The sequence below is a fragment of the Pyxidicoccus sp. M15 genome, from assembly GCF_056858435.1.
This window is the reverse complement of record NZ_CM166495.1, coordinates 6,811,205-6,832,278: the sequence shown is the minus strand read 5'-3', so window position 1 is coordinate 6,832,278 and position 21,074 is coordinate 6,811,205. Positions and strand designations below refer to the sequence as shown.

Sequence of the window (21,074 nt, the reverse complement as noted above, 5' to 3'; positions counted from 1 at the left end):
CTAGGCGCCCAGCGTGGCGCCGCCGTCGACACAGAGGTCGTGCATGGTGATGTGACGGGCCCCGTCGGAGACGAGGAAGCGCACCGCCTCGGCGATGTCGCCCGCGTCGGCCAGCCGGCGAAGGGGGATGCCCACGCGGTAGGTCTCTGGCGAGCCGGCAATGACGGCCTGGGCCCCGTGCTCGTCCGCCCAGAGCGCGCGCTGCATGGCGGTGTCCGTGGAGCCGGGGGAGACCACGTTGCAGCGGATGCCGTGCTGGGCCAGTTCCAGCCCCAGGCACCGGGTGAACATGCTCGACGCGGCCTTGGAGGCGGCGTACGCGGCCATCTGCATCCTCGGGACGTGGGACGCGTTGGAGCCCACGGTGACGATGACACCCGCCCGGCGCGGCACCATGCGACGCGCGACGGCGCGGGAGACGTGGAACACGCCATGCGTGTTGACGGCGAAGGTGGCGGCCCAGTCCGCGTCGCTGAGGGACACGGCGGGTGCCACCCGCAGCACGCCGGCCACGTTGGCGAGGATGCCGATGGGGCCCTGCTCGCGCTCGATGCGCTCCACCACCGCCTCCACCGCGGCGCTGTCACCCACGTCGGCACGGTACGCAGAGGCCTGGCACCCTCGGGCGCGCAGCTCCGCCACGAGGGCGGCGAGCCCCGCCTCGTTCACGTCCAGGGCGGCGATGGAGGCTCCGTCCGCCAACGCCCGGGCCACGGCGGCTCCGATGCCCTGCGCGGCACCCGTAATCAGCGCTACCCCGCGGTTCGTCTCCATCGGTGCTTCTCACCTGTTCTTCCGGAAGAGGCCGGACACGCGTTCGACACATAATGAGAATGGTTCTCATTATCGTTAGCGCGTGTGGTAAATGCCACGCGATGACAGGACTGTCAATACTTCAGGTGTGGGCTCACCGCTTCGCGGCGCTGCCGCGGAGCCAGTCGACGCGGTAGAGCGTCAGCGGCGCTTCCTTCCCCTTCACGGGAGTGGGGGGCAGTCGCTCCAGCGGCCAGTGCTTGTCCGCGAGCAGATCATGGGTGCTCTGGGTGATGAGAATCTCCCCCGCGCTGGCCGCGCTGCACACGCGGCTGGCCACGTTGGTGGTGTCACCGATGGTCGCGTACTGGAGGAATCGCTTGGAGCCGATGTTGCCTGCCGCCACCGGCCCGCTGTTGAGGCCGATGTGGATCTGCAGTTCCACCTGCTGCCGCGCCCGCCGCTGCTCGTTGAGCAGCAGGAGCGCCTGCTGCATCCGCACGGCGGCGCGCAGCGCGCGGTCGGCATCGTCGGGATGGGAGAAGGGCGCGCCCCAGGTCGCCATCAGCGCGTCGCCGATGTACTTCTCCAGCGTTCCCTCCTGCTCGAATACGATTTCCGCCATGATGGGGAAGTACGCGTTGAGCATGTCCACCACCTCGGTGGGACGCATCGTCGAGGACAGCTGCGTGAAGCCGCAGATGTCGGAGAAGAGCGTGGTGACTTCGGCCTCCTTCGCGCCCAGGTCCATGCCGGTGGAGGACTGCTCCAGCCGCTGCAGGGCGCTGGGTGGGAAGAAGCGCTGGTAGTTGTTGCGGCGGATGGCCTCCTGCTCGATGCGCCGGTACAGCATCGAGTTCTCCAGGGCGATGCCGACCTGGTTGGCGAAGGAGGACAGGAACTCGAGGTCCTCCTGGGAGAAGCGCTCCGGGCGCCGGAGGTTGTCCAGGTAGAGCACCCCGAGCAGCTCCTCGCGGGCCTTGAGCGGAGCGCACATGGCCGCGTAGATGGACTGCTGGAGGACGGACTCGGCCGTGTCCAGGCGCGGGTCCAGCCGCGCATCCGCGAAGAGCGCCGCGACGCCGTGCTGCTGCACGTACGTGGTGATGTGGCGGCTGTAGACCTGCGACAGGTCCTGCGAGCCGTCCGACGTCCGGGCCACGTGCGGCCGCAGCGCCTTGGAGCCCTTGTCCACCAGGAGGATGACCGCGCGGTCCACCTCGAGCACCTGGAACACCAGCTCCAGCGAGCGCTCCATCAGGCTCTCAATCGAGCCCGGGGACGAGAGGAACTGGCTCACCTTGAGGAGGATCTGCAGCTTGTCGCGATCTCGCTCCACCGCCGGCGTGGTGCCCAGCTTGAGCGCGGAGGAGCGGGAGGGGTCCTGGGCCCCCAGCAGCTCCTGAAGCGAGACCTGGGACAGCGCGCGCGATTCGTGGGTCAGCATGGGGCTGACCAGCGTCTCCTGACTGTCGGCGAGCAGGCGGAAGCTCACGGCGCCGCAGCTGAAGGTGTCGCCGGAGCGGAGCTCGTGGCGGGTCACCCTCGCACCGCCCACGAACGTGCCGTTCTTGCTCTGCAGGTCCGTCAGGACGACCTTGCCCCCCGACGTGTCCAGCCTCGCGTGCTGGCGGGACAGGCTGCGGTGGAGGACCGAGATCTGGTTCTCCACGTCCCGCCCGATGAACGTGACGCCCTCGCCGAGCGGGAAGACCTGCTCGTCGGGCAGCCCCGGGTTCATGACAATCTGCATGACCTGCACGAGACCTCTCCCACGATGAGGGCTCCGCCGCAGCGTGAGCCCACGCGCCCTGTCTATCACAAGCGTGGGAGCGCCTACCGGGGACGTGCCAGCAGCAGTGTGGTGCGACACAACCGCTCCGCCCCCACGCGCTGCAGCTCGCGGCGCAGCTCGGGCTCCGCCGCGATGAGCTGCTCGAAGCTCGCGCGGTCCAGCTTCAACAGCAGACACGCGGTGGTCGCCCGCACCGAGGCCGTCACCAGCTTGCTGCGCAGCAGGGCCACCTCCCCGAAGACATCCCCCTCGACCAGGTCGGGATAGGCCGTCTCGTGGCCATCCACGTGCTGGTGGAACACCGTGCACCGCCCGTGCAGGAGCAGGTAGAGCGCCTGGGCCGGCTGCCCCCGGGTCAGGATCTGCTCACCCGGGTCCGCCGTGCAGGGCTGGAAGGCTTCGCTCACCAGGTGAAGCAGCGGCTGCTCCAGCCGGGCGAAGAGCGGGCTGCTTCGCAGCAGGTGGGCCACCACCTCAGGACGCGGTGCGGCGGGCGCCGGTGCGGTGGACGCCATGGGCGGCGTCACGGACTCGCCCTCGGGCGGGGGCAGCCCCCGGCGCGCACGGAGGCAAGCCAGCAGCGCCCGGGTGCGCGAGTGGCCCGGGTCGAGCTGGAGGATGACCTTGCACAGCCCGATGGCGCGCAGCAGCCACCCCTGCTCATCCCAGAGCCTGGCCGCCGCCTCGTACTCGGCAATCGCCTCGCGGGTCCGCCCGAGGCGCTGCAGGACTTCGGCGACCTTCTGCCGGCAGGAGGGCTCGTCCGGCGTCAGGGTCGCCGCCTCCAGGAAGGCCGCGAGCGCGCCGGCCAGGTCTCCTGAGATGAGCAGCTCGGTGCCCCGGTTCCTCGCCTCCCTCGGCGACGCTGTGTCGGCGTCCACATCCGGGACAGAGGCCTGGGGCGCCTTCGGCTGACGGGGCTGGGGGTGGGAAGAGGGAAGGAGAGACGCCGATGCATTCGAGCGGGGCATGGGGGACCGTCCAGTCACTCACTGCGGGGTTGGACATGACGGTAGGCCTCTCGAGAGGTTCCGGCTGTGAAGCAGTTCACTCCCGAGCGGTGAAGCCGGATACAGGTATGAAAACGAGAGTCATTCGTTATTTCACTGGCATACCCTGGCATGGAATTGCGTTGCCTGGATGAATGGTCAAAGCTGAGTCAACCTTGTCGTGACACGCGCGGTTCGAGGGGTGCTTCCGTGTCCTATTCGCAGCTCCTGGCCCAGGTCTCCATCTTCGAGCAGCTCGAGGGCGATGATCTCGAGCAGCTGTCCGCGCTCCTGCGCACCCGGCGCTATGCCAAGGGAGAGGTCATCTTCCACCAGGGAGATGTGGGCACCGCGCTCTACATCATCCGGAAGGGAGAGGTTGCCATCCGCCTCAGCTCTCCGGACGGCAAGGAGGTCATCCTCGCGCTGCTGGACCGGGGGGACTTCTTCGGAGAGCTGGCGCTGCTGGACGGAGAGCCCCGCTCCACGGACGCCGTCGCGCGGGAGGAGACGGACCTGCTCTCCATTCAACGCGAGGACTTCCGCGTCTTCCTCAACTCGCGTCCCAAGGTGGCCCTGGGGCTGCTCGCGAACCTGAGCCGGTTGGTCCGGCACGTGACGCAGCTCGTCCACGACACCACCTTCCTGGATGCCCGGGCGCGCCTGGTGCGCGTCCTCCTGGAGCTGGCGCGAAACCAGGGCCAGCAGGGCGCCGAGGGCGTCGTCATTCCCCAGAAGCTCACGCAGACGGAGCTGGCCAACCTCTGCGGCCTCACGCGCGAGAGCACCAACAAGTGGCTCCGCTTCTATGTCCGCGAGGGCCTGCTGGCGTACGAAGGTGGACGCATCACCCTGGTCCATCCGGCACGGCTCAGCCGCGAGGCGGAGTGAGGCCCGCGTAGGGCGGTGTGAAGCGCTTCACTGCGCGGCACCCGGGCGAAGGCATACGGTGGCAGCGAATCTTTACTCCTGCGTTGGAGGAGTCATGTCGCGTCAGGCCTTCCCTTTCATGTCTCTGATTGACGGTCCTCGTTCCGCCGCTGCCAAACCCACCCGGCCTCCCGCGACGGTGGGTGGCGTTCCGGGTCCTGGGGCGCTGCCGGTGTGGACGCGCTTCTACTCCGCGGGACAGCTGGTGGTGCGCGAGGGGGAGCCTGGCGACTCGATGTTTCTCATCGTCGAGGGGCGGGTCGCGGTGATGCGCCAGCCCGAGGGCGCCGCTCCGACGACGGTGGGGTACCTGACGGCGGGGGACTTCTTCGGCGAGCTGGCGCTGGTGACGGAGTGCCGCCGCACCGCCAGCGTCATGGCGGTGGAGAAGACCGTCGCGCTGGAGCTGTCGCGCACGGGGCTGGAGGAGGCGGGGGCACGGCACGGGCTCGAGGCCGCCGTGGTGCGGATGGCCTGCCGGGAGCGGCTGTTGGGGGATGCGTTTCGGAGCAACCCGCTGCTCGCCGCGCTGCCGTCGGAGCTGGGGATACAGCTTGGCTCGGCCCTCGTTCCCCGGGCCGCCGAGGCGGGCGAGCCCATCCTCAGGCGGGGCATGCCTGGAGATGGGCTCTACTTCCTCTTGAGGGGCCGGTGCGCCGTCTTCCACACGCACGAGGATGGGGAGACCACTCCGTATCCGGACCTGGAGGAGGGGGCCGTCTTCGGTGAGGTCTCGATTCTCCGAGGCCAGCTGGCCACCGCCACGGTGGAGGCCGCGACGCCCTGCACGCTGCTCCGGTTGGAGCGTGACGTCTTCAAGAAGTTCTTCATGGGCCAGCCCGCGTTGAGGCGCGCGCTGCTGAAGTTGGGGCTGGACCGGGTGCGCCGCACCGTGCGGCTGGTGGTGGGGGCTGGGTCCGCCATCTCCAGCTATTGAGGGTGGGTGCCCTTTCTCCCCGCGAAGGGCATCCGTCAATTCCTGGCAATGAAGATGCGTTCAGGAATGTCAGTGCAGTGTGTGGATTGAATAGACAGTCAGAAGCGAAGGTATTCGCTCATGAATGTCTTTGCCCCACCCATCCCCTGGGGGCGGGGAGGTTTGCTTGCTGGCCCGGACTGCCTTGTGTTGTGCGCGCTGTGAATTCCCGAACCCGGAGGGGATGCGCTTCTGTGGTGGATGCGGCATCCGACTGGGGACGGTCTCCCTCTGCCCGGACTGCGGCGTCCGAAGCCCACCGAGCTTCCGTTTCTGCGGCCATTGCGCCGCGTCCCTGGGCAGCTGGGAGCGTCTGGTGCGGGAGCGCGCACTCCCTGCACAGGGGGCGGAGGCCGAGCGCCGCCAGGTCACCGTGCTCTTCTGTGACCTGGTGGGCTCCACGCAGCTCTCCGACAAGCTGGACCCGGAGGAGTTGCGGGAGATCGTCCGCGAATACCAGCGCGTCTCCGGCGAGGTTGTCGATCGCTTCGAGGGTCATGTCGCGCAATACCTGGGGGATGGGCTGCTCATCTACCTGGGTTATCCCCATGCCCATGAGGACGATGCGCGCCGGGCGGTGTCCGTGGGGCTGGAAATCATCGAGGCCGTTCGCGGGCTGAACGGGCGTCACCCGCTGGCGCAGCCCCTGTCGGTCCGCATCGGCATCCACACGGGCTTTGGCGTGGCCGGCAACGTGGGAGGGCCCGGTCGCCGCGAGCAACTGGTCATCGGGCGCACGCCCAACATCGCCGCTCGCCTTCAGGGGCTGGCCGCTCCGGACACCGTGGTCATCAGCGAATCGACGAAGCGGCTGGTGGAGGGCTTCTTCGTTCTCGAATCCATGGGGCTTCATACGCTCAAGGGAATCGAGGAGGCCCTCGAGGTGCTGCGCGTGACGCGAGAGATTGGCGCCCACGAGCGCTTCGAGGAGGCCCGGCGCGCTCACCGCAGCCCGCTGGTGGGACGTGAGAAGGAGCTGGCGGCGATGCATGACTGCATCAATCACAGCTGGACGGGGCACGGGCAGGTGCTGATGCTGGTGGGAGAGGCGGGCATGGGGAAGTCCCGCCTGGTGCACACCCTGGAGCAGCGGGTGCGGGGCGAGGCTTCGGTCCTCATCGGGCGCTGTCTGCCTTACGGGCAGACGCGCGCGCTCTTGCCCATCGTGGAGCTGTTCCAGTCCCTGCTGGGTTTCGAGCGTGGCGCGACGAAGGCCGAGAACCTCAAGAAGGTCACGGCCTTCCTCGCGCGCGAGCTCACCGCCAACGAGCTGTCTCTGCCGTTGATGGCCTCGTTCCTGTCCCTGCCGCTTCCCGCTGGGCCCACGGCCTCGGCACTCTCTCCACACAAGCTGCGGGAGCAGACCCGGCGCCTGCTCATCCTGTTGCTGCTCCTCCAGGCCCGGACGCGCCCGCTCGTCCTGGTCATCGAGAACCTGCACGATGCCGACCCGTCCACACTGGAGTTCCTCGACGAATTCATCGAGGCGGCCTCCTCCGTGCCCATCCTCACGCTGCTCACCTCGCGGCCTGCCTTTCAGGCGCCCTGGAAGCACCGGCCATACTTTCGGCCCCTGACGCTCTCTCGTATCGGGGATGACGAGGCGGGCCGGCTCATCGCGGAGATGGCGGGGACTCGCACCCTCCCGGAGGCCGTGGTCCAGCAGATCCTGGACAAGGCGGACGGCATCCCGCTGTTCATCGAGGAGCTCACCCGCGCCACGCTGGAGTCGGCGGTGCTGGAGCCGTTCGCGATTCCCACCACGCTTCGCGACTCGTTGATGGCGCGGTTGGACCGGCTGGGGCCCGTCAAGGAGGTGGCGCAGCTCGCCTCGGCCATCGGCCGCCGGTTCTCCTATGCGTTGCTCGCGTCCGTTTCTTCCATGGAGCCGCTGTTCCTGCGACGGCACGTGGATCAACTCCAGGAGGCCGGGCTCGTGCTGCTGGAGGACTCCGCGGACCGGCAGGAGGTCTACAGGTTCCAACACGCCCTCATCCAGGAGGCGGCGTACGAGTCCATCCTGAAGACCCGGCGAAGGGAGATGCACGAGCGGATTGCCCGGGCCCTGGAGGGAGAGTTTCCCGACGTGGCCGAGGGCTGCCCGGAGCTGCTGGCTCGCCACCACGAGGAAGCCGGGCAGGGGGAGAAGGCCGCGCGCTATCTGCACCGCGCGGGTCAGCACGCCATGCAACGGGCGGCCTACTCCGAGGCCATCACCAACTTCACGCATGCGCTCGGCCTGCTGGCGGCGTTGGCACCGACCGCGGCGCGGGAATGCCTGGAGCTGGAGCTGCGCATCTCGATGGGAGGCGCACTCATCGTCACCCGGGGCTACTGCTCGCCGGAAGTGGAGCAGAACGGCATCCGCGCCAGGGAGCTGTGCGCGCGGCGCGGCAACCCGCCAGAGCTGGTGCCCGTTCTCTTCGGTCTCTGGTTGGTGAACCTGACCGGCAGCCGGCGTGCGAATGCCCATGACCATGCGCACCAGTTGCTGGAGGCGGCCCGGGCACATCCGGGGCCCTTGCAACAGGTACCGGCATTGGGTGCCCATGCCACCACGCTCTTCTTCCTGGGGCGGTTCGAGGAGGCGCGCACGGAATATCACCGTGCCATGCAGCTCTACTCTCCGGGACTGCATGCCGCGCTGACCCGCACGTATGGCGAAGACCCGGGCGTGTATGCCCAGGTGCATCTGCAGTGGCTCCATCTGCTCACGGGGGACGTGGAGCAGGCACGCTCACTCATGGGGCGGACGCTCGTCCTCGCGGATGAGCTGGCCGATCCGCTGGCGCAGGCGCTTGCATGCAACTTCGCCAGCGAGGTGCTGGTGATGTTGAGGGAGCCCGAGCGGGCGCTCGCCTACGCCGAGCGCTCCATGGGCCTGTGTATCGAGCACGGCTTCCCGCTCTGCCTGGCGCACAGCATGCTGCAGATGGGGTGGTGCTGCGCCATGTTGGGCAAGGTCGCGGAGGGCCTGCGCGAAATCGACAAGGGCCTGGCCTTCTTCGAGGCCATCCAGCAGAAGCTGCCGCTCACCTATTACCTGTCAATGCCGGCGGCCGTGCACCTCGCCACCCATGACCCGGAGCGGGGACTCGTCTTCGTCGACCTGGCGCTGACCTACGCGGAGACGAACCTGGACCGCTTCTACCTGCCGGAGCTGTGCAGGCTGAAGGGGGAGCTGCTTCGAGCCCTGGGAGCGGCGCTTCCGGAGGTCCTCGAGTGGCTCGAACGGGCCGTCGCCGAGGCCCGCGAGTCCGGCGCGGCCTGGCTCGAGCTCAAGGCCGCGAAGAGCCTGGCCGCGGTGCTGGAAGACAAGGCGCGCGCCCGGGAGCTCCTCACCACCGCGATGGCCAGGATTCGCGGCGGCGAGGACACGCGCGACTTCAAGGAGGCGCTCCAGCTCCTGCAGACGCTGGAGCCCACCGGCACCGTCTACATCGAGTAGCCGAGCGTCACGCCGAACACGTGCGCGGTGCCGGAGTAGTTGCCTTCGATGCCCGGCGCCGTGCTCTCCGTGTCCGCGAGGAGGACGAGCTGGTACGCCGCGTCCGCGCGCAGCTTGCCCAGCTTGTAGCCGGCGCCCACGGTGATCTTGTAGCGGTCCGCGTCCGGCAGGTCCGGCGTCAGCGTCTCGGCGGGGCTGGGCGACAGGTCCACCACGAAGCCCGCGCGCAGCTGCAGGTCCGGCGTCAGGCCGTACTCCGCGCCCAGGTGGTACTTCGCCTTGGCCACCCACTTCTTGGCCACCGGGTTGTTCAGCGCGGGGTTGCCCGGGAACTGGATGGTCAGCTCCTGGAAGCTCGCCCAGTCCACCAGCTGGAGGTCCAGCGCCACCGTCAGCCGCTCCAGCGGCCGGGTCGCGAGGCCGAACGACAGCGTCGCCGGGAACTTCACGTCCGCCTCCACCGCCTGGTCCACCAGCCGGGTCTGGAACTCCAGCGGCACGTTCTGGAAGTCCGCGCTGCCCTTGAAGGTGGCGGACACCGCGCTGCGGTAGTGGACGCCCACCGACAGCTCGTCCTTCAGGATTTCGGCCTGGACGCCCGCGTTGAAGCCCACGCCCCAGGCGCCGCCGCCCAGGTGCACCGCGCCCTCGCTCTCCACGAAGTTCAGCGCGCGCTTCAGCTCCACCGTGCTGCGCACGATGTCCACGCCCACGCCCAGGCGGATGCTCTCGTGCACCTGATACGCGAAGGTGGGGTTGATGTAATAGGCGGCCAGGCTGGACTCGCGGCCCTTGAAGCGGCCCACGAAGTCATCCACCCAGCGGCTGCGCGCGCCATAGGGCGTGTACGCGCCCAGGCCGAACGCCGCCTTCTCGAAGGGGCGGTAGACGACGAACACGTGCGGCGGGGGCGACAGCGTCATCTTCTGGCCCTGCGCCGTGCCACCCGTCGGGGTGAACTCGATGCTGGGCAGGATGCCGGTGTCGCCGATGGTGATGTCCAGCGTCTTCACGCCGAGGATGTTGGCGGCGTTCGAATAGATGGCCGACGAGTCGTCCAGCACGGCCGTGGTCGCGTTGCCCATGCCCGTCGAGCGTGCGCTTTGGGTGTCGATCTGGAAACCCGCGGCCTGGCTGGCACCGGCGGCGAGCAGCGTCACTAGGGAGAGCGTCTTCTTCATGGTGTGGGGCGGGACAGTCGCTGTGAGGAGGCGCGACTATAGGCGGAAGGCCGGCCCGCTTGCAGCCGCGCGTTCCATTCGGGGAGGTTTCCCAGGATCGGACGCATGGCCCCGGCGCCGGGCGCACTCCGGGTGGGGGCTTCCAGGCGCGGCTCAGCCGAGGTGCCGCTCGACGACGTCCGCCCCGTCCTCCAGCTCGCGAGACTCCCGGCAGCCGCGCTGGATGGCCGCCATGGCCGCGGTGATGTCGTCGCGCGCGAGCAGGGCGTCCACCCGCTCGGTGATGACCCGGGCGTCCCGCGTGCGGACATCCCCGCGGAGCCCGAGCCGGTGGTGCACCAGCCGCGCCGCCAGCCCGGGCTGGTCCGCCGAGAAGGGGAACAGGAGCATGGGGACGCCGAAGTACAGCGCCTCCCGAACCGAGCCGATGCCGGCGTGGCTCAGGAACAGCCGCGCCCGGGGGAGGACCTCCAGCTGGGGGACGGAGGACTCCACCCGGATGGACGGCGGCAGCGCCTGGCTCCGGAGCCGCTCGGCCAGGGCGCCGCAGCTGATGAGCAGTTGCCAGCCCTCGCGCCGCCGGAAGGACTCGATGACGGCGGTGAAGAAGCGGTGCGCGGGGGCCTGGTACTCGCCGAACGTCCCCAGCGAGCAGTAGGCGAGCGGCTTCGACGCGTCGTAGCCGCTCCAGTCGAAGGTGCCGTCCTGTCGCGACGGCTCCACGCTGGGGCCCAGGTAGTGGCGGTGGGGGAGGTCTCGCAGCGGCTCGAAGTCCAGGGCGCGGGGGCCAATCACCAGCTCCGGCACCTCCGGGCGGTAGCCGAAGTCTCCCCACCGCAGCCGGCCTCCCGCGCGGTGGAGGCGCCCGAAGGCGTCGTGGCCGACCCAGCCGAGCAGCTGGTCATACGCGCTCCGCTTCCAGGGGATTCCCGCCTGGAAGGTCCACGCCACGAGGTTGCGCACCCGGGCACCGGCGCCTCCTCGCGGAGGCACCACCGGCGAGTGCACGGGCGGGTAGGCCAGCGAGAAGGGGGCCGAGTAGGTCGGATTGAGGCTGAGGTACGGGAGCTTTCGCGCGTGCGCGCCCGCCGCCACGTTCCACACCACTGGATCCACCAGCACCCCGTCGAGCCTGTCCGCCTCCACCCACGTGTCGAACGAGGCCGCGAGGTGCTCGTTGTAGCGCGCGCGCCGATGCAGGAAGCTCAGGCCGGGGACTCGCGTCCTCCAGCTCGCGCGGAGGCGGAGCGTCTCGGTGTACCGGGCGCTCTCGAAGCCCTGTCGGGTGACGTGGGCCTCGAACGACTCGGGCACGAAGTAGCGGACGCGGTGGCCACGGCGCACGAGCGTCCTCGCCAGCGCGAAGGTCGCGTTGAGGCCGCCGTACTCGGGCAGCATGTAGATTCCCACCGTGGCCATGGCACACCCCCTGGCGTGGCTCCGGACCTTTCCGCTATGCGCCCGCGAGGCGCTGCGCGCCGGGCGCGGACTCCTCGGCGACGATGGCGCCGGACTCCAGCTTCACCAGCCGGTCCGCCACGTCGAAGTACCGGTTGTCGTGGCTGATGACGACGACGGCCTTGCCGGCCGCCTTCAGGTCCGGCAGCAGCTCCCGGTAGAAGACCTCCTTGAAGGTGGGGTCCTGGTCCGCGGCCCACTCGTCGAAGAGGTACACGGGCCGGTCCTCCAGGTACGCCGTCAGCAGCGCGAGCCGCTTGCGCTGGCCCGCGGACAGCTCCGTGGTGGAGAGCGCGCCGCTCGCGTCGATGCGCACCTTGTGCTCCAGCTGGAGCCGCTGCAGGTACGCGCGGGCCCGCTCCGCCACCTCGGCGTGCGCCAGGCCCAGCAGCGTGTCGAAGAGGTGGAAGTCGGAGAACACCGTCGCGAAGAGCTGACGGTAGTGCTCGCGGCCCGCCTCGTTCACGGGGCGGCCGTCGACGCGCAGCTCGCCGGACTCCGGTGAGTAGAGGCCGGTGATGAGCTTGGCGAGCGTCGTCTTGCCGCTGCCGTTGCCGCCCACGATGAAGAGGATTTCACCGGGCCGGAGCGTCAGGTCGATGGGGCCCAGCGTGAAGGGCGTGTCCTCGCCCTCGCGCCGGTACTTGTGCGTGACGCCGACGAGCTCGATTCGGGACGGAGACGCGCGTGTCTCGACGGAGGCGAGCGGCTCGGTAGCCTGGGAGGGCGGGGTCAGCGCCAGCGCGTCGATGTGCTGGAGCGCGACGGTGCCCGCTCCCAGCGTGGGCAGCAGCGTCATCGTCGAGTCCAGCGGCTGCTGGAGGTAGAGGACGGCGAGCGTGTAGCCCACCAGCGTCGCGGTGGACACCGGGGCCAGGCCTGGCAGCGCGAAGAGCAGCAGCCCGATGAAGAAGAAGAACAGGCTCATGCCCCAGCTGGTGGTGAAGATGTGGATGGTGGACGCCTTCACCTGCCGCCGCTTCAGCTCCTCCGCCGTGGGGAACAGCTCCTGGGTGAGGAAGGCCGCCCGGCGCGCGCGGTGGAGCTTCAGCTCCTTCAGCCCGTTCGTCAGCGAGCGCAGGTCGCGGTAGAAGCGGTCATGTGTCTTCCTCGACTCGCGCAGCAGCCTGAAGATGTGCCGGGCGGGGAGCAGGTAGCTGGCGACTCCCAGCACCCCGAAGACGAGCAGCGCGAGGAACACCACCCGCGACATCACCGCGAGGTACGTGAGACAGCCGAGGATGATGCCGCCGTTGATGAGCAGCGGCGGGAGGCACAACAGCCCCTGGGCGACGGCCTGGACGTCATCCACCAGTGTGGCCAACAGCCGATGTGCGCCCAGCTCCTCCAGCTGGCGCAGCGGTGTGGAGAGGATGCGCTGGCTGAGCTGATCCCGCATCGCGAAGGTGGTGCCCGCCTGCAGCCGCGTCAGCAGCAGCTGCGAGCCGATGCGGGCGCTCAACATCAGCGCTCCCAGGGCCGCGAACCCGAGCACCGTGCTCCGGTCCGCCAGGGTACCGCCGCTGGACAGGACGGAGTTGATGTAGGCGATGAGCCCCGCGCTCGAGGCGCCCGTCACGAGCCCGAAACACACTGCGAGTGCCACGGCACCGCGTGACCTGCGGAGGAGCAGGATGAGCAGGTTCACGCCGTTCGTTCCTTCCGCCAGAGCCGGATCTCCAGCGCTCTTAGCGTATGTTGCGCACCGCTCACCAGCGAAGATATCCAGGTCATCCCCCCTCTGGCGACCATGTCCCCTCCGCGCGCGCGAACCCCCCCGGCTGCGACTCTTTTGGAGCTGCTCGAAACCCGCGCCGGGACTCTCGGCGAGCGGACGCTCTACACCTTCCTGGAGGACGGTGGCGATGACGCCGTCCTGAGCTACGCGGGACTGGAGCTGCGCGCCCGTCGCATCGGCGCGGCGCTTCAGGCGCTGGCGAAAGCAGGCGAGCGGGCGGTGCTCCTCTACCCGCCGGGCCTGGAGTACGTCGCGGGCTTCTTCGGCTGCCTGTACGCCGGGCTGGTGGCCGTGCCCGCGTACCCGCCGGACCCCATGCGGCTGGAGCGAACGCTGCCCCGCCTGCGCGCCATCATCCGCGACGCGCGGGCAAGTGTCGTGCTCACGACATCTTTCATCCAGGAGATGGGAGAGGGCCTCTTCGAGGGCGCGCCGGAGCTGGCCGCGCTGCGCTGGGTGGCGACGGACGCGCTCCCCGAGGGCACGGAGTCGGGGTGGACGCGCCCGGAGCCCACGTGGGACACGCTGGCGTTCCTCCAGTACACGTCGGGCTCCACCGGTGACCCGAAGGGCGTCCAGCTCAGCCACGGCAACCTGCTGCACAACCTGGGGTTGATCTCCCACGCGTTCCAGGTGCGCGACGACAGCGTGGGCGTCATCTGGCTGCCGCCGTACCACGACATGGGGCTCATCGGCGGCATCCTCCAGCCGCTGTACGCGGGCTTCCCCGTGGCGCTCATGTCGCCGCTCGCCTTCCTGCGGCGCCCGCGCTTCTGGCTGGAGGCGCTCTCGCGCTTCGGCGGCAGCATCAGCGGCGGCCCCTGCTTCGCCTTCGACCTGTGCGTGCGCAAGGTTCCCCCCGCGGAGCGCGACGGGTTGGATCTGCGCCGCTGGGAGCTGGCCTTCTGCGGCGCCGAGCCCATCCGCCCGGAGGTGATGTCGCGCTTCACCGAGGCATTCGCCCCCGTCGGGTTCCAGGGCGGCGCCCTCTATCCCTGCTATGGCCTCGCCGAGGGCACGTTGATTGCCTCGGGTGGGCGCAAGGGTGAGGGCGTGCTCACGCGCACCTGGGATGCTGCGGCCCTGGAGCGCAACGAGGCCGTGGAAGCCGTCGAGGGGCCGGGCTCGCGTCCGCTGGTCGGCTGCGGCGGGACGATGCCGGACCAGACGTTGCTCGTCGTGGACCCGGAGACGCGCCGCCCGTGCCCGCCGGAGCGGGTGGGCGAGGTCTGGGTCTCCGGTCCGAGCGTCGCGCACGGCTACTGGGAGCGGCCCGAGGAGAGCGAGGCGGCCTTCGGTGCGACGCTCGCGGACGACGCGGGTGGGACGCGCTTCCTGCGCACGGGAGACCTGGGCCTGCTGCGCGACGGTGAGCTGTTCGTCGTGGGCCGGCGCAAGGACCTCATCATCCTGCGCGGGCGCAACCTGCACCCGCAGGACCTGGAGCTGTCGCTGGAGCGCAGCCACTCCGCGCTCCGGCCCGGCTGCGGCGCCGCGTTCTCCATCGAGGTGGGGGGCGAGGAGCGGCTCGCGGTGATGTACGAGGTGGACACGCGCAAGCCGTGGACGCCGGACGAGGTGGTGGCCGCCGTGCGCCGGGGGCTCTCCGAGGCGCACGAGGTGCAGCTCCACACGCTCGTCCTCATCGAGCCCGGCGCCCTGCCCAAGACGTCCAGCGGGAAGATTCAGCGCCGTGCCTGCCGCGCGGAGCTGCTCGCCGGGACGGCCCGGGCGGTGATGACGTGGAGCGAGTCGGAGGCGGGTGAGGGGAGCGTGCCCGCCGTTGCTCCCGCCGCGCCCACGCAGCCGGCCACCGTCGAGGAGCTGGAAGTGTGGCTGCTGTCGCGCATCGCCGGCCGGCTCCGCGTCCCTCCGGAGTCGCTGGCGCGCGACGTGCCCATCACATCCTTCGGCCTGGACTCGCTGGGCGCCGTCGAGCTGGCGAACGACCTCGAGTCCCTGGGCGCCGTCCTCCGCATGGAGGTCCTGCTCCAGGGGCCCACCGTGGCGGAGCTCGCGCGCACGCTCTTCGCGGCCCGCGGCGCGGCGGCCGTTCCCGCCCTGGCTCGGGGCGATGACGCGAGCCCGGCTCCGCTCACGTCCGCGCAGCAGCGGTTGTGGCTCTTCGAGCAGCTCCATGCCGGCAATCCGGCGTACCACCTGCCCGCGGCGGTGCGGCTCAGCGGGGCGCTGGACGAGGACGCGCTGGAGCGCGCCTTCGCGGCCATCGCGGACCGGCATGCGGCCCTGCGCGCCACGTTCCGCGAGGAGGACGGCACGCCCTCGCAAGTCACGCGGCCCGGGCTGTCGCCCTCGGTCCGACGGGTGGACCTGCGCGAAACGCCCGCGGCGGAGCGCGAGGCGGCGGCGCTCCGGCTGGCGCGGGAGGAGGCTCGCGCGCCGTTCGACCTCGCTCGGGGGCCGCTGTGCCGGCTCACGCTGATTCGCCTCGACACCCACGAGTCCCTGCTCGTCGTGGTGCTGCACCACATCGTCTCGGATGGAGGCTCCTTCGCCATCCTGGCGCGCGAGCTGAGCGCGCTCCATGCGGCCTTCTCCTCCCAGGCCAGGGCCTCACTGCCGCCGCTGCCGCTCCAGTACCCGGACTTCGCGCGCTGGCGCCGCGAGCGCGACGAGGATGCCGCGAGCGCCGCGTCGATGGCGTGGTGGAAGCAGCGGCTGGCGGGGGCTCCGGCGGCGCTGGAGCTTCCGACGGACCATGCGCGCCCGCCCGTGCCGTCCTACGGGGGCGCGCGGCTGACGCTGCACGTTCCCGAGGCCCTCACGGCCCGGCTGGAGGCACTGGGCCGCGGTGAGGGCGCCACGCTCTTCATGACGCTGCTGGCGGCCTTCCAGGTGCTGCTGTCGCGCCACTCGGGACAGGACGACCTCTGCATCGGCACCCCCGTCAATGGCAGGGAGCGGGCCGGGCTGGAGGGATTGATCGGGTGCTTCCTCGACCTGCTCGTCCTCCGGGGCTCGCTGGCCGGTGCGCCGCGCTTCCGTGAGCTGCTGGGGCGGACGCGCGATGCCACGCTGGAGGCGTTCGCGCATCGCGGCGTTCCGTTCGAGCGCCTGGTGGATGCCGTGCAGCCCGCGAGAGACCGCTCGCGCGCGCCGCTGTTCCAGGTGCTGTTCGTGCTCCAGCCGGAGCCCGGCGCGGCGCTCGCGCTGCAAGGGCTGGAGTCCCGCCGCGTGGAGGTCGACCCCGGCGCCACGCCCTATGACCTGACGCTCTCCCTTGCGAGGGGGGCGAACGGTCTGGAGGGCTGGCTCGAGTACGCCACGGACCTCTTCGACGCGTCCACCGCGCACCGGATGGCACAGCGGCTCCAGGTATTGCTGGAGGCCATCGCCGACAATCCGGACGAGCGCATCTCCTCGCTCCCAATCCTTCCGGAGTCGGAGCGGCGCCAGGTGTTGGTGGACTGGAACGACACGCGCACGGACTTCGAGGACGCGTGCATCCACACGCTCATCGAGGCCCGGGCCGCGCGCACGCCGGAGACGGTGGCCGTGGTCTGCGGGGACGTGGAGCTCACCTGGGGCGCGCTGGACCGGCGGGCCAACGCGGTGGCCTGGCGGCTGCGCGAGCAGGGCGTGGGGCCGGAGAGCGTGGTCGGCTTCTGCGCGGACCGCTCGGTGGACCTGGTGGTGGGCCTGCTGGGCATCCTCAAGGCGGGCGGCGCGTACCTGCCGTTGGACCCGTCGTACCCCGAGGCGCGACTGGCGCTCATGCTGGAGGACGCGGCGGCGCCCGTGGTGCTCGCGCACCGGCACCTCGCCTCGGCGTTCCAGTCCGGTGGGCGTGCCGTGGTGCTGGTGGACCCTCCCAGCGGGCCGGACGAGGCGGAGGCGCCGCCCGCCTGCGGCGTGGGGCCCGACAACCTCGCCTATGTCCTCTACACGTCCGGCTCCACCGGGCGTCCCAAGGGCGTGCTGATTCCCCACCGCAACGTCGTCAGCTTCTTCACCGGCATGGACGCTCGCGTGGGCGCCACGCCGGGGACGTGGCTCGCGGTGACGAGCGTGTCCTTCGACATCTCCGTGCTGGAGCTGCTGTGGACGCTGTCGCGAGGCTTCAAGGTCGCAGTGCAGGGAGAGCAGGGCGCCCTGGCCGCTGCTCCGCGCCGGGTGACGACCGCGCGCTCCAAGCCCCTGGGCTTCAGCCTCTTCTACTTCGCCGCGGACGACGCGACTCCGGGCGCGGAGCGGTACCGGCTGCTGATGGAGGGCGCACGCTTCGCGGACAGCCATGGCTTCGAGGCCGTGTGGACTCCCGAGCGGCACCTGCACACCTTCGGCGGGCTCTACCCCAGCCCGGCCCTGACGAGCGCGGCGGTCGCCGCCGTCACCCAGCGCGTGGACATCCGCGCGGGCAGCGTCGTCCTGCCGCTGCACCACCCGGTGCGCGTGGCGGAGGAGTGGTCCTTCGTCGACAACCTGTCGAACGGACGCGTGGGCATCTCCGTGGCCGCGGGCTGGCACGCGGATGACTTCGTGCTCGCGCCCGAGCGGTACGCGGAGCGCCGGGAGGAGGCCCGGCGCGACCTGGACCTCGTGCGCCGGCTCTGGCGCGGCGACGTGGTGCAGCTGCCCAACGGCACCGGTGCGCCCGTCGAGGTCCACATCCGTCCCAGCCCCGTGCAGCGCGAGCTGCCCATCTGGCTGACCGCCGCCGGCAACCCGGACACCTTCCGCGACGCGGGACGCATGGGCGCGGGCGTGCTCACGCACCTGCTCGGTCAGCGCTGGGAGGAGCTGCGCGAGCGCATCACCCTCTACCGCGAGGCATGGCACGAGGCGGGCCACCCGGGCGATGGCCACGTGACGCTGATGCTCCACACCTTCGTGGGGCATGACGTGGAGCGCGTGCGCGAGACGGTGGAGGGGCCGCTGCGCCGCTACCTCGCCAGCTCCGCGGACCTGATGCGGGGGCTGGGGCGCACGCTCGGCGTGGACCTGGACCCGAAGTCCGTCCGGCCGGAAGACCTGGACGCGCTGGTGGAGCGGGCCTTCTCACGCTTCTTCGAGAGCGGCGGCCTCTTCGGCACCCCGCGCTCGTGCCGCGAGCAGATTGCCCGCATCGACGCGCTCGGCGTGGACGAGGTGGCGTGCCTCATCGACTTCGGCGTGGACACGGACACGGTGCTGGCCCACCTGCCCGCGCTGGACGCCGTCCGGCAGCGCTGCGAGCGCGACTTCATGCTCCAGGGCCGCGACGGCGGAGCGGTGCCCGCGCAGCTCCGGCGGCACGGCGTCACGCACCTGCAGGTGACGCCCTCGCTCGCGCAGGCGCTGCTGCTGGAGCCCGACGCGACAGGGGCGCTCGCGGGCCTGGAGCGGATGCTCGTGGGCGGCGAGGCGCTTCCAGTAGAGCTGGCGGCGCGGCTGCGGGACACCGTGGGCGGGGCGCTGCTCAACATGTATGGCCCCACGGAGACCACCATCTGGTCGTCCACGCACCAGGTGGGGCTGGAGCAGGGGCCGGTCCCCATCGGGAAGCCCATCGCGAACAACGCGCTCTACGTCCTGGACGCGGAGCTGCGGCCGACGCCCGTGGGCGTCCCCGGGGAGCTGTTCATCGGCGGCACGGGGGTGGCGCGCGGCTACCACGCCCGGCCGGAGCTGACCGCCGAGCGCTTCCTGCCGGACCCGTATGGCGGCCACGCCGGGGCGCGCATGTACCGCACGGGAGACCGCGCGCGCTGGCGGGCGGATGGCACGGTGGAGTTCCTGGGGCGCGTGGACCACCAGCTCAAGGTCCGTGGCTTCCGCGTGGAGCCGGGAGAGATTGAAGCCGTCCTCGCGCGGCACCCCGGCGTGCGGCAGGCGGTGGTGGTGGCGCGGGAGGACGTGCCCGGGAGCGCGCGGCTGGTGGCGTACGTCGTGCCCCGGCCCGAGGCGACGCTGTCCGAGGACTCGCTGCGGACCTTCGCGCGGCGGGCGCTTCCCGAGCACCTGGTGCCGTCGAATGTCGTGTCGCTCGACGCGCTCCCGCTGACGCCGAATGGCAAGGTGGACCGCAAGGCGCTCCCGGCGCCCGAGGGCGTGCGGGCCACGGCCCGCGAGTACGTCGAGCCCCGGACGGAGACCGAGCGGCGCGTGGCGGAGCTGTGGTCGTCGCTGCTGGGCGTGCCTCGCGTCGGGGCGGAGGACGACTTCTTCGCGCTAGGCGGGCACTCGCTGCTCGCCACCCGGGCCGCGTCGCGGCTCCGCGAGTCCTTCGGCGTGGACCTGCCCCTGCGCGAGCTGTTCGAGGCGGCCACCCCGGCGGCGCTCGCCGCGCGGCTCGAGGTGCTCCCTCGCGTGGCGTCCCGGGTGCCTCCGCTGGTCCCCCGCTCCCGCGAGGGCGCGCTGCCGCTGTCCTTCGCGCAGCAGCGGCTGTGGTTCCTGGAGCAGCTCGAGCCGGGTGGCGCCGCATATAATGATGCGGTGGTGGTCCGCGTGGAGGGGGCGCTCGACGTGGCGGTGCTGGAGCGCTGCCTGCGCGAGGTCATCCGGCGCCACGCCATCCTCCGCGCCACCTTCCGCGACGAGGACGGCACGGCCGTCCAGCGTGTCTCCTCCGACGTCCGGCTCTCGCTGGCGCGGGTGGACCTGACGGCGCTTCCCGGCGCTTCCCGGCCGGCCGAAGTCGAGCGGCGCGTGGGCGAGGAGTCCCTGCGCTCGTTCGACCTGGCGTCGGGGCCGCCGCTGCGCTCGATGGTGTTCCACCTGGACGCGCGCGAGCACGTGCTGGTGCTCGTGCTGCACCACCTCGTGTCGGACGGGTGGTCGCTCGGCGTGCTGGTGCGCGAGGTGGCGGCGCTCTACCGCGCCTTCTCCGCGGGCCGCGAGTCGCCGCTGCCCGAGCCCGCCGTGCAGTACGTGGACTTCGCTTCGTGGCAGCGCGAGTGGCTGCGCGGGGAAACCCTGGAGTCGCAGCTCGCGTACTGGCGGGCGCGACTGGACGGTGCGCCCCAGGCCCTGGAGCTGCCCACGGACCATCCGCGTCCCGCCGTGCGGAGCAGCCGGGGCACGAGTCGGCGCATGCTGCTGGGCGCCGAGCTGTCCCAGGAGTTGAAGGCGCTGGCGCAGCATGAGGGCGCCACCCCGTTCATGGTGATGCTCGCGGGCTTCTCCGCGCTGCTGTCGCGCCATGGCGGTCAGGATGACCTGTGCGTCGGCACGCCCGTCGCGGGACGCGACCGCACCGAGGTCGAGGGGCTCATCGGCTGCTTCGTCAACACGCTGGTGCTCCGGGTGTCGCTCGCCGGAGCGCCGACGTTCCGCGAGCTGGTGGCGCGCGCGCGGGAGACGGTGCTGGGGGCCTTCTCGAACCAGGACGCGCCCTTCGAGGAGCTGGTGAAGGCGCTCGCGCCCGAGCGTGACCTGGGCCGCAGCCCGCTCTTCCAGGCGATGCTGGTGCTGCAGGAGGACCCGCTGCCGGAGCTCGCCCTGCCGGGCCTGCGGCTGTGTGTCCAGGAGCAGGTGAGCCTCACGGCCAAGTTCGACCTGCGGCTCATGCTCACGGACACGCCCGAGGGCTTCGCGGCGACGCTGGAGCTGAGCACCGACCTGTTCGAGCCGGACACCGCTTCGCGGCTGCTCGGGCACTTCCGGACGCTGCTCGAGGGCGCGGTGCGCGAGCCAGGGCAGCGCGTGAGCGACCTGCCGCTGATGACGCCGGAGGAGCGGCAGCGGGTGCTCGTGGCGTGGAACGACACCGCGCGGCCCCGTGCGGACGGTGACGTCCTCCACCGCCTCATCGAGGCCCAGGTGGACCGCACGCCGGACGCGGTGGCGGTGGGCTTCGAGGGCTCC

General features: G+C 70.9%; 10 protein-coding genes and 1 pseudogene (1 of these 11 cut by a window edge). 5 read left to right on the top strand and 6 right to left on the bottom strand.

The window, feature by feature from the left end; genetic code table 11:
* From ACX9TP_RS25210 to ACX9TP_RS25200, 3 genes are all read right to left on the bottom strand, one after another.
* Positions 1 to 774: a 2,3-dihydro-2,3-dihydroxybenzoate dehydrogenase gene (locus ACX9TP_RS25210; RefSeq protein WP_482973160.1), complete on the bottom strand. Its 774-nt coding sequence runs from the start codon at positions 772 to 774 to the stop codon at positions 1 to 3.
* Between the two features lie 133 nt (positions 775 to 907).
* Entirely contained in the window at positions 908 to 2,506 is a 1,599-nt protein-coding gene (locus ACX9TP_RS25205) for an adenylate/guanylate cyclase domain-containing protein (RefSeq protein WP_482982221.1), read from the bottom strand.
* An 83-nt stretch (positions 2,507 to 2,589) separates the two neighbouring features.
* Entirely contained in the window at positions 2,590 to 3,429 is an 840-nt protein-coding gene (locus ACX9TP_RS25200) for a cyclic nucleotide-binding domain-containing protein (protein ID WP_482973159.1), read from the bottom strand.
* 318 nt (positions 3,430 to 3,747) lie between these two features.
* Between ACX9TP_RS25200 and ACX9TP_RS25195 the strand changes: the two genes are divergently transcribed.
* The 4 genes and pseudogenes from ACX9TP_RS25195 (at position 3,748) to ACX9TP_RS25180 (ending at position 8,891) form a co-directional block, all read left to right on the top strand.
* The gene (locus tag ACX9TP_RS25195; protein ID WP_482973158.1) at positions 3,748 to 4,428 is read left to right on the top strand and encodes a Crp/Fnr family transcriptional regulator; all 681 of its coding nucleotides are present in this window, start codon (positions 3,748 to 3,750) and stop codon (positions 4,426 to 4,428) included.
* Positions 4,429 to 4,639: 211 nt separating this feature from the next.
* Complete coding sequence (locus tag ACX9TP_RS25190; protein ID WP_482973157.1) at positions 4,640 to 5,404, top strand: cyclic nucleotide-binding domain-containing protein; 765 nt, start codon at positions 4,640 to 4,642, stop codon at positions 5,402 to 5,404.
* Positions 5,405 to 5,528: 124 nt separating this feature from the next.
* Positions 5,529 to 5,669, top strand: a pseudogene (locus ACX9TP_RS25185) (hypothetical protein); the annotation flags it as partial.
* A gap of 90 nt (positions 5,670 to 5,759) precedes the next feature.
* Positions 5,760 to 8,891 (top strand): ATP-binding protein, encoded by a 3,132-nt coding sequence (locus tag ACX9TP_RS25180; protein WP_482982220.1) that lies wholly within the window; start codon positions 5,760 to 5,762, stop codon positions 8,889 to 8,891.
* Here the strand turns inward: ACX9TP_RS25180 and ACX9TP_RS25175 are convergent.
* From ACX9TP_RS25175 to ACX9TP_RS25165, 3 genes are all read right to left on the bottom strand, one after another.
* A complete protein-coding gene (locus ACX9TP_RS25175) occupies positions 8,879 to 10,072 on the bottom strand; it encodes an OmpP1/FadL family transporter (protein WP_482973156.1) in 1,194 nt (397 codons plus the stop codon). The genes ACX9TP_RS25180 and ACX9TP_RS25175 overlap by 13 nt on opposite strands.
* A 153-nt stretch (positions 10,073 to 10,225) precedes the next feature.
* The gene (locus ACX9TP_RS25170) at positions 10,226 to 11,491 is read right to left on the bottom strand and encodes a glycosyltransferase (protein ID WP_482973155.1); all 1,266 of its coding nucleotides are present in this window, start codon (positions 11,489 to 11,491) and stop codon (positions 10,226 to 10,228) included.
* A 34-nt stretch (positions 11,492 to 11,525) separates the two neighbouring features.
* A complete protein-coding gene (locus tag ACX9TP_RS25165; protein WP_482973154.1) occupies positions 11,526 to 13,136 on the bottom strand; it encodes a cyclic peptide export ABC transporter in 1,611 nt (536 codons plus the stop codon).
* Between the two features lie 144 nt (positions 13,137 to 13,280).
* On the opposite strand from ACX9TP_RS25165, the gene ACX9TP_RS25160 reads away from it, so the two are divergent.
* A protein-coding gene (locus tag ACX9TP_RS25160) for a non-ribosomal peptide synthase/polyketide synthase (RefSeq protein ID WP_482973153.1) crosses the window boundary here: on the top strand, positions 13,281 to 21,074 show its 5' end (the start). 9,402 nt of this gene lie beyond the right edge of the window; only the first 7,794 of its 17,196 coding nucleotides appear in the window; its start codon is at positions 13,281 to 13,283; the stop codon falls past the right edge of the window.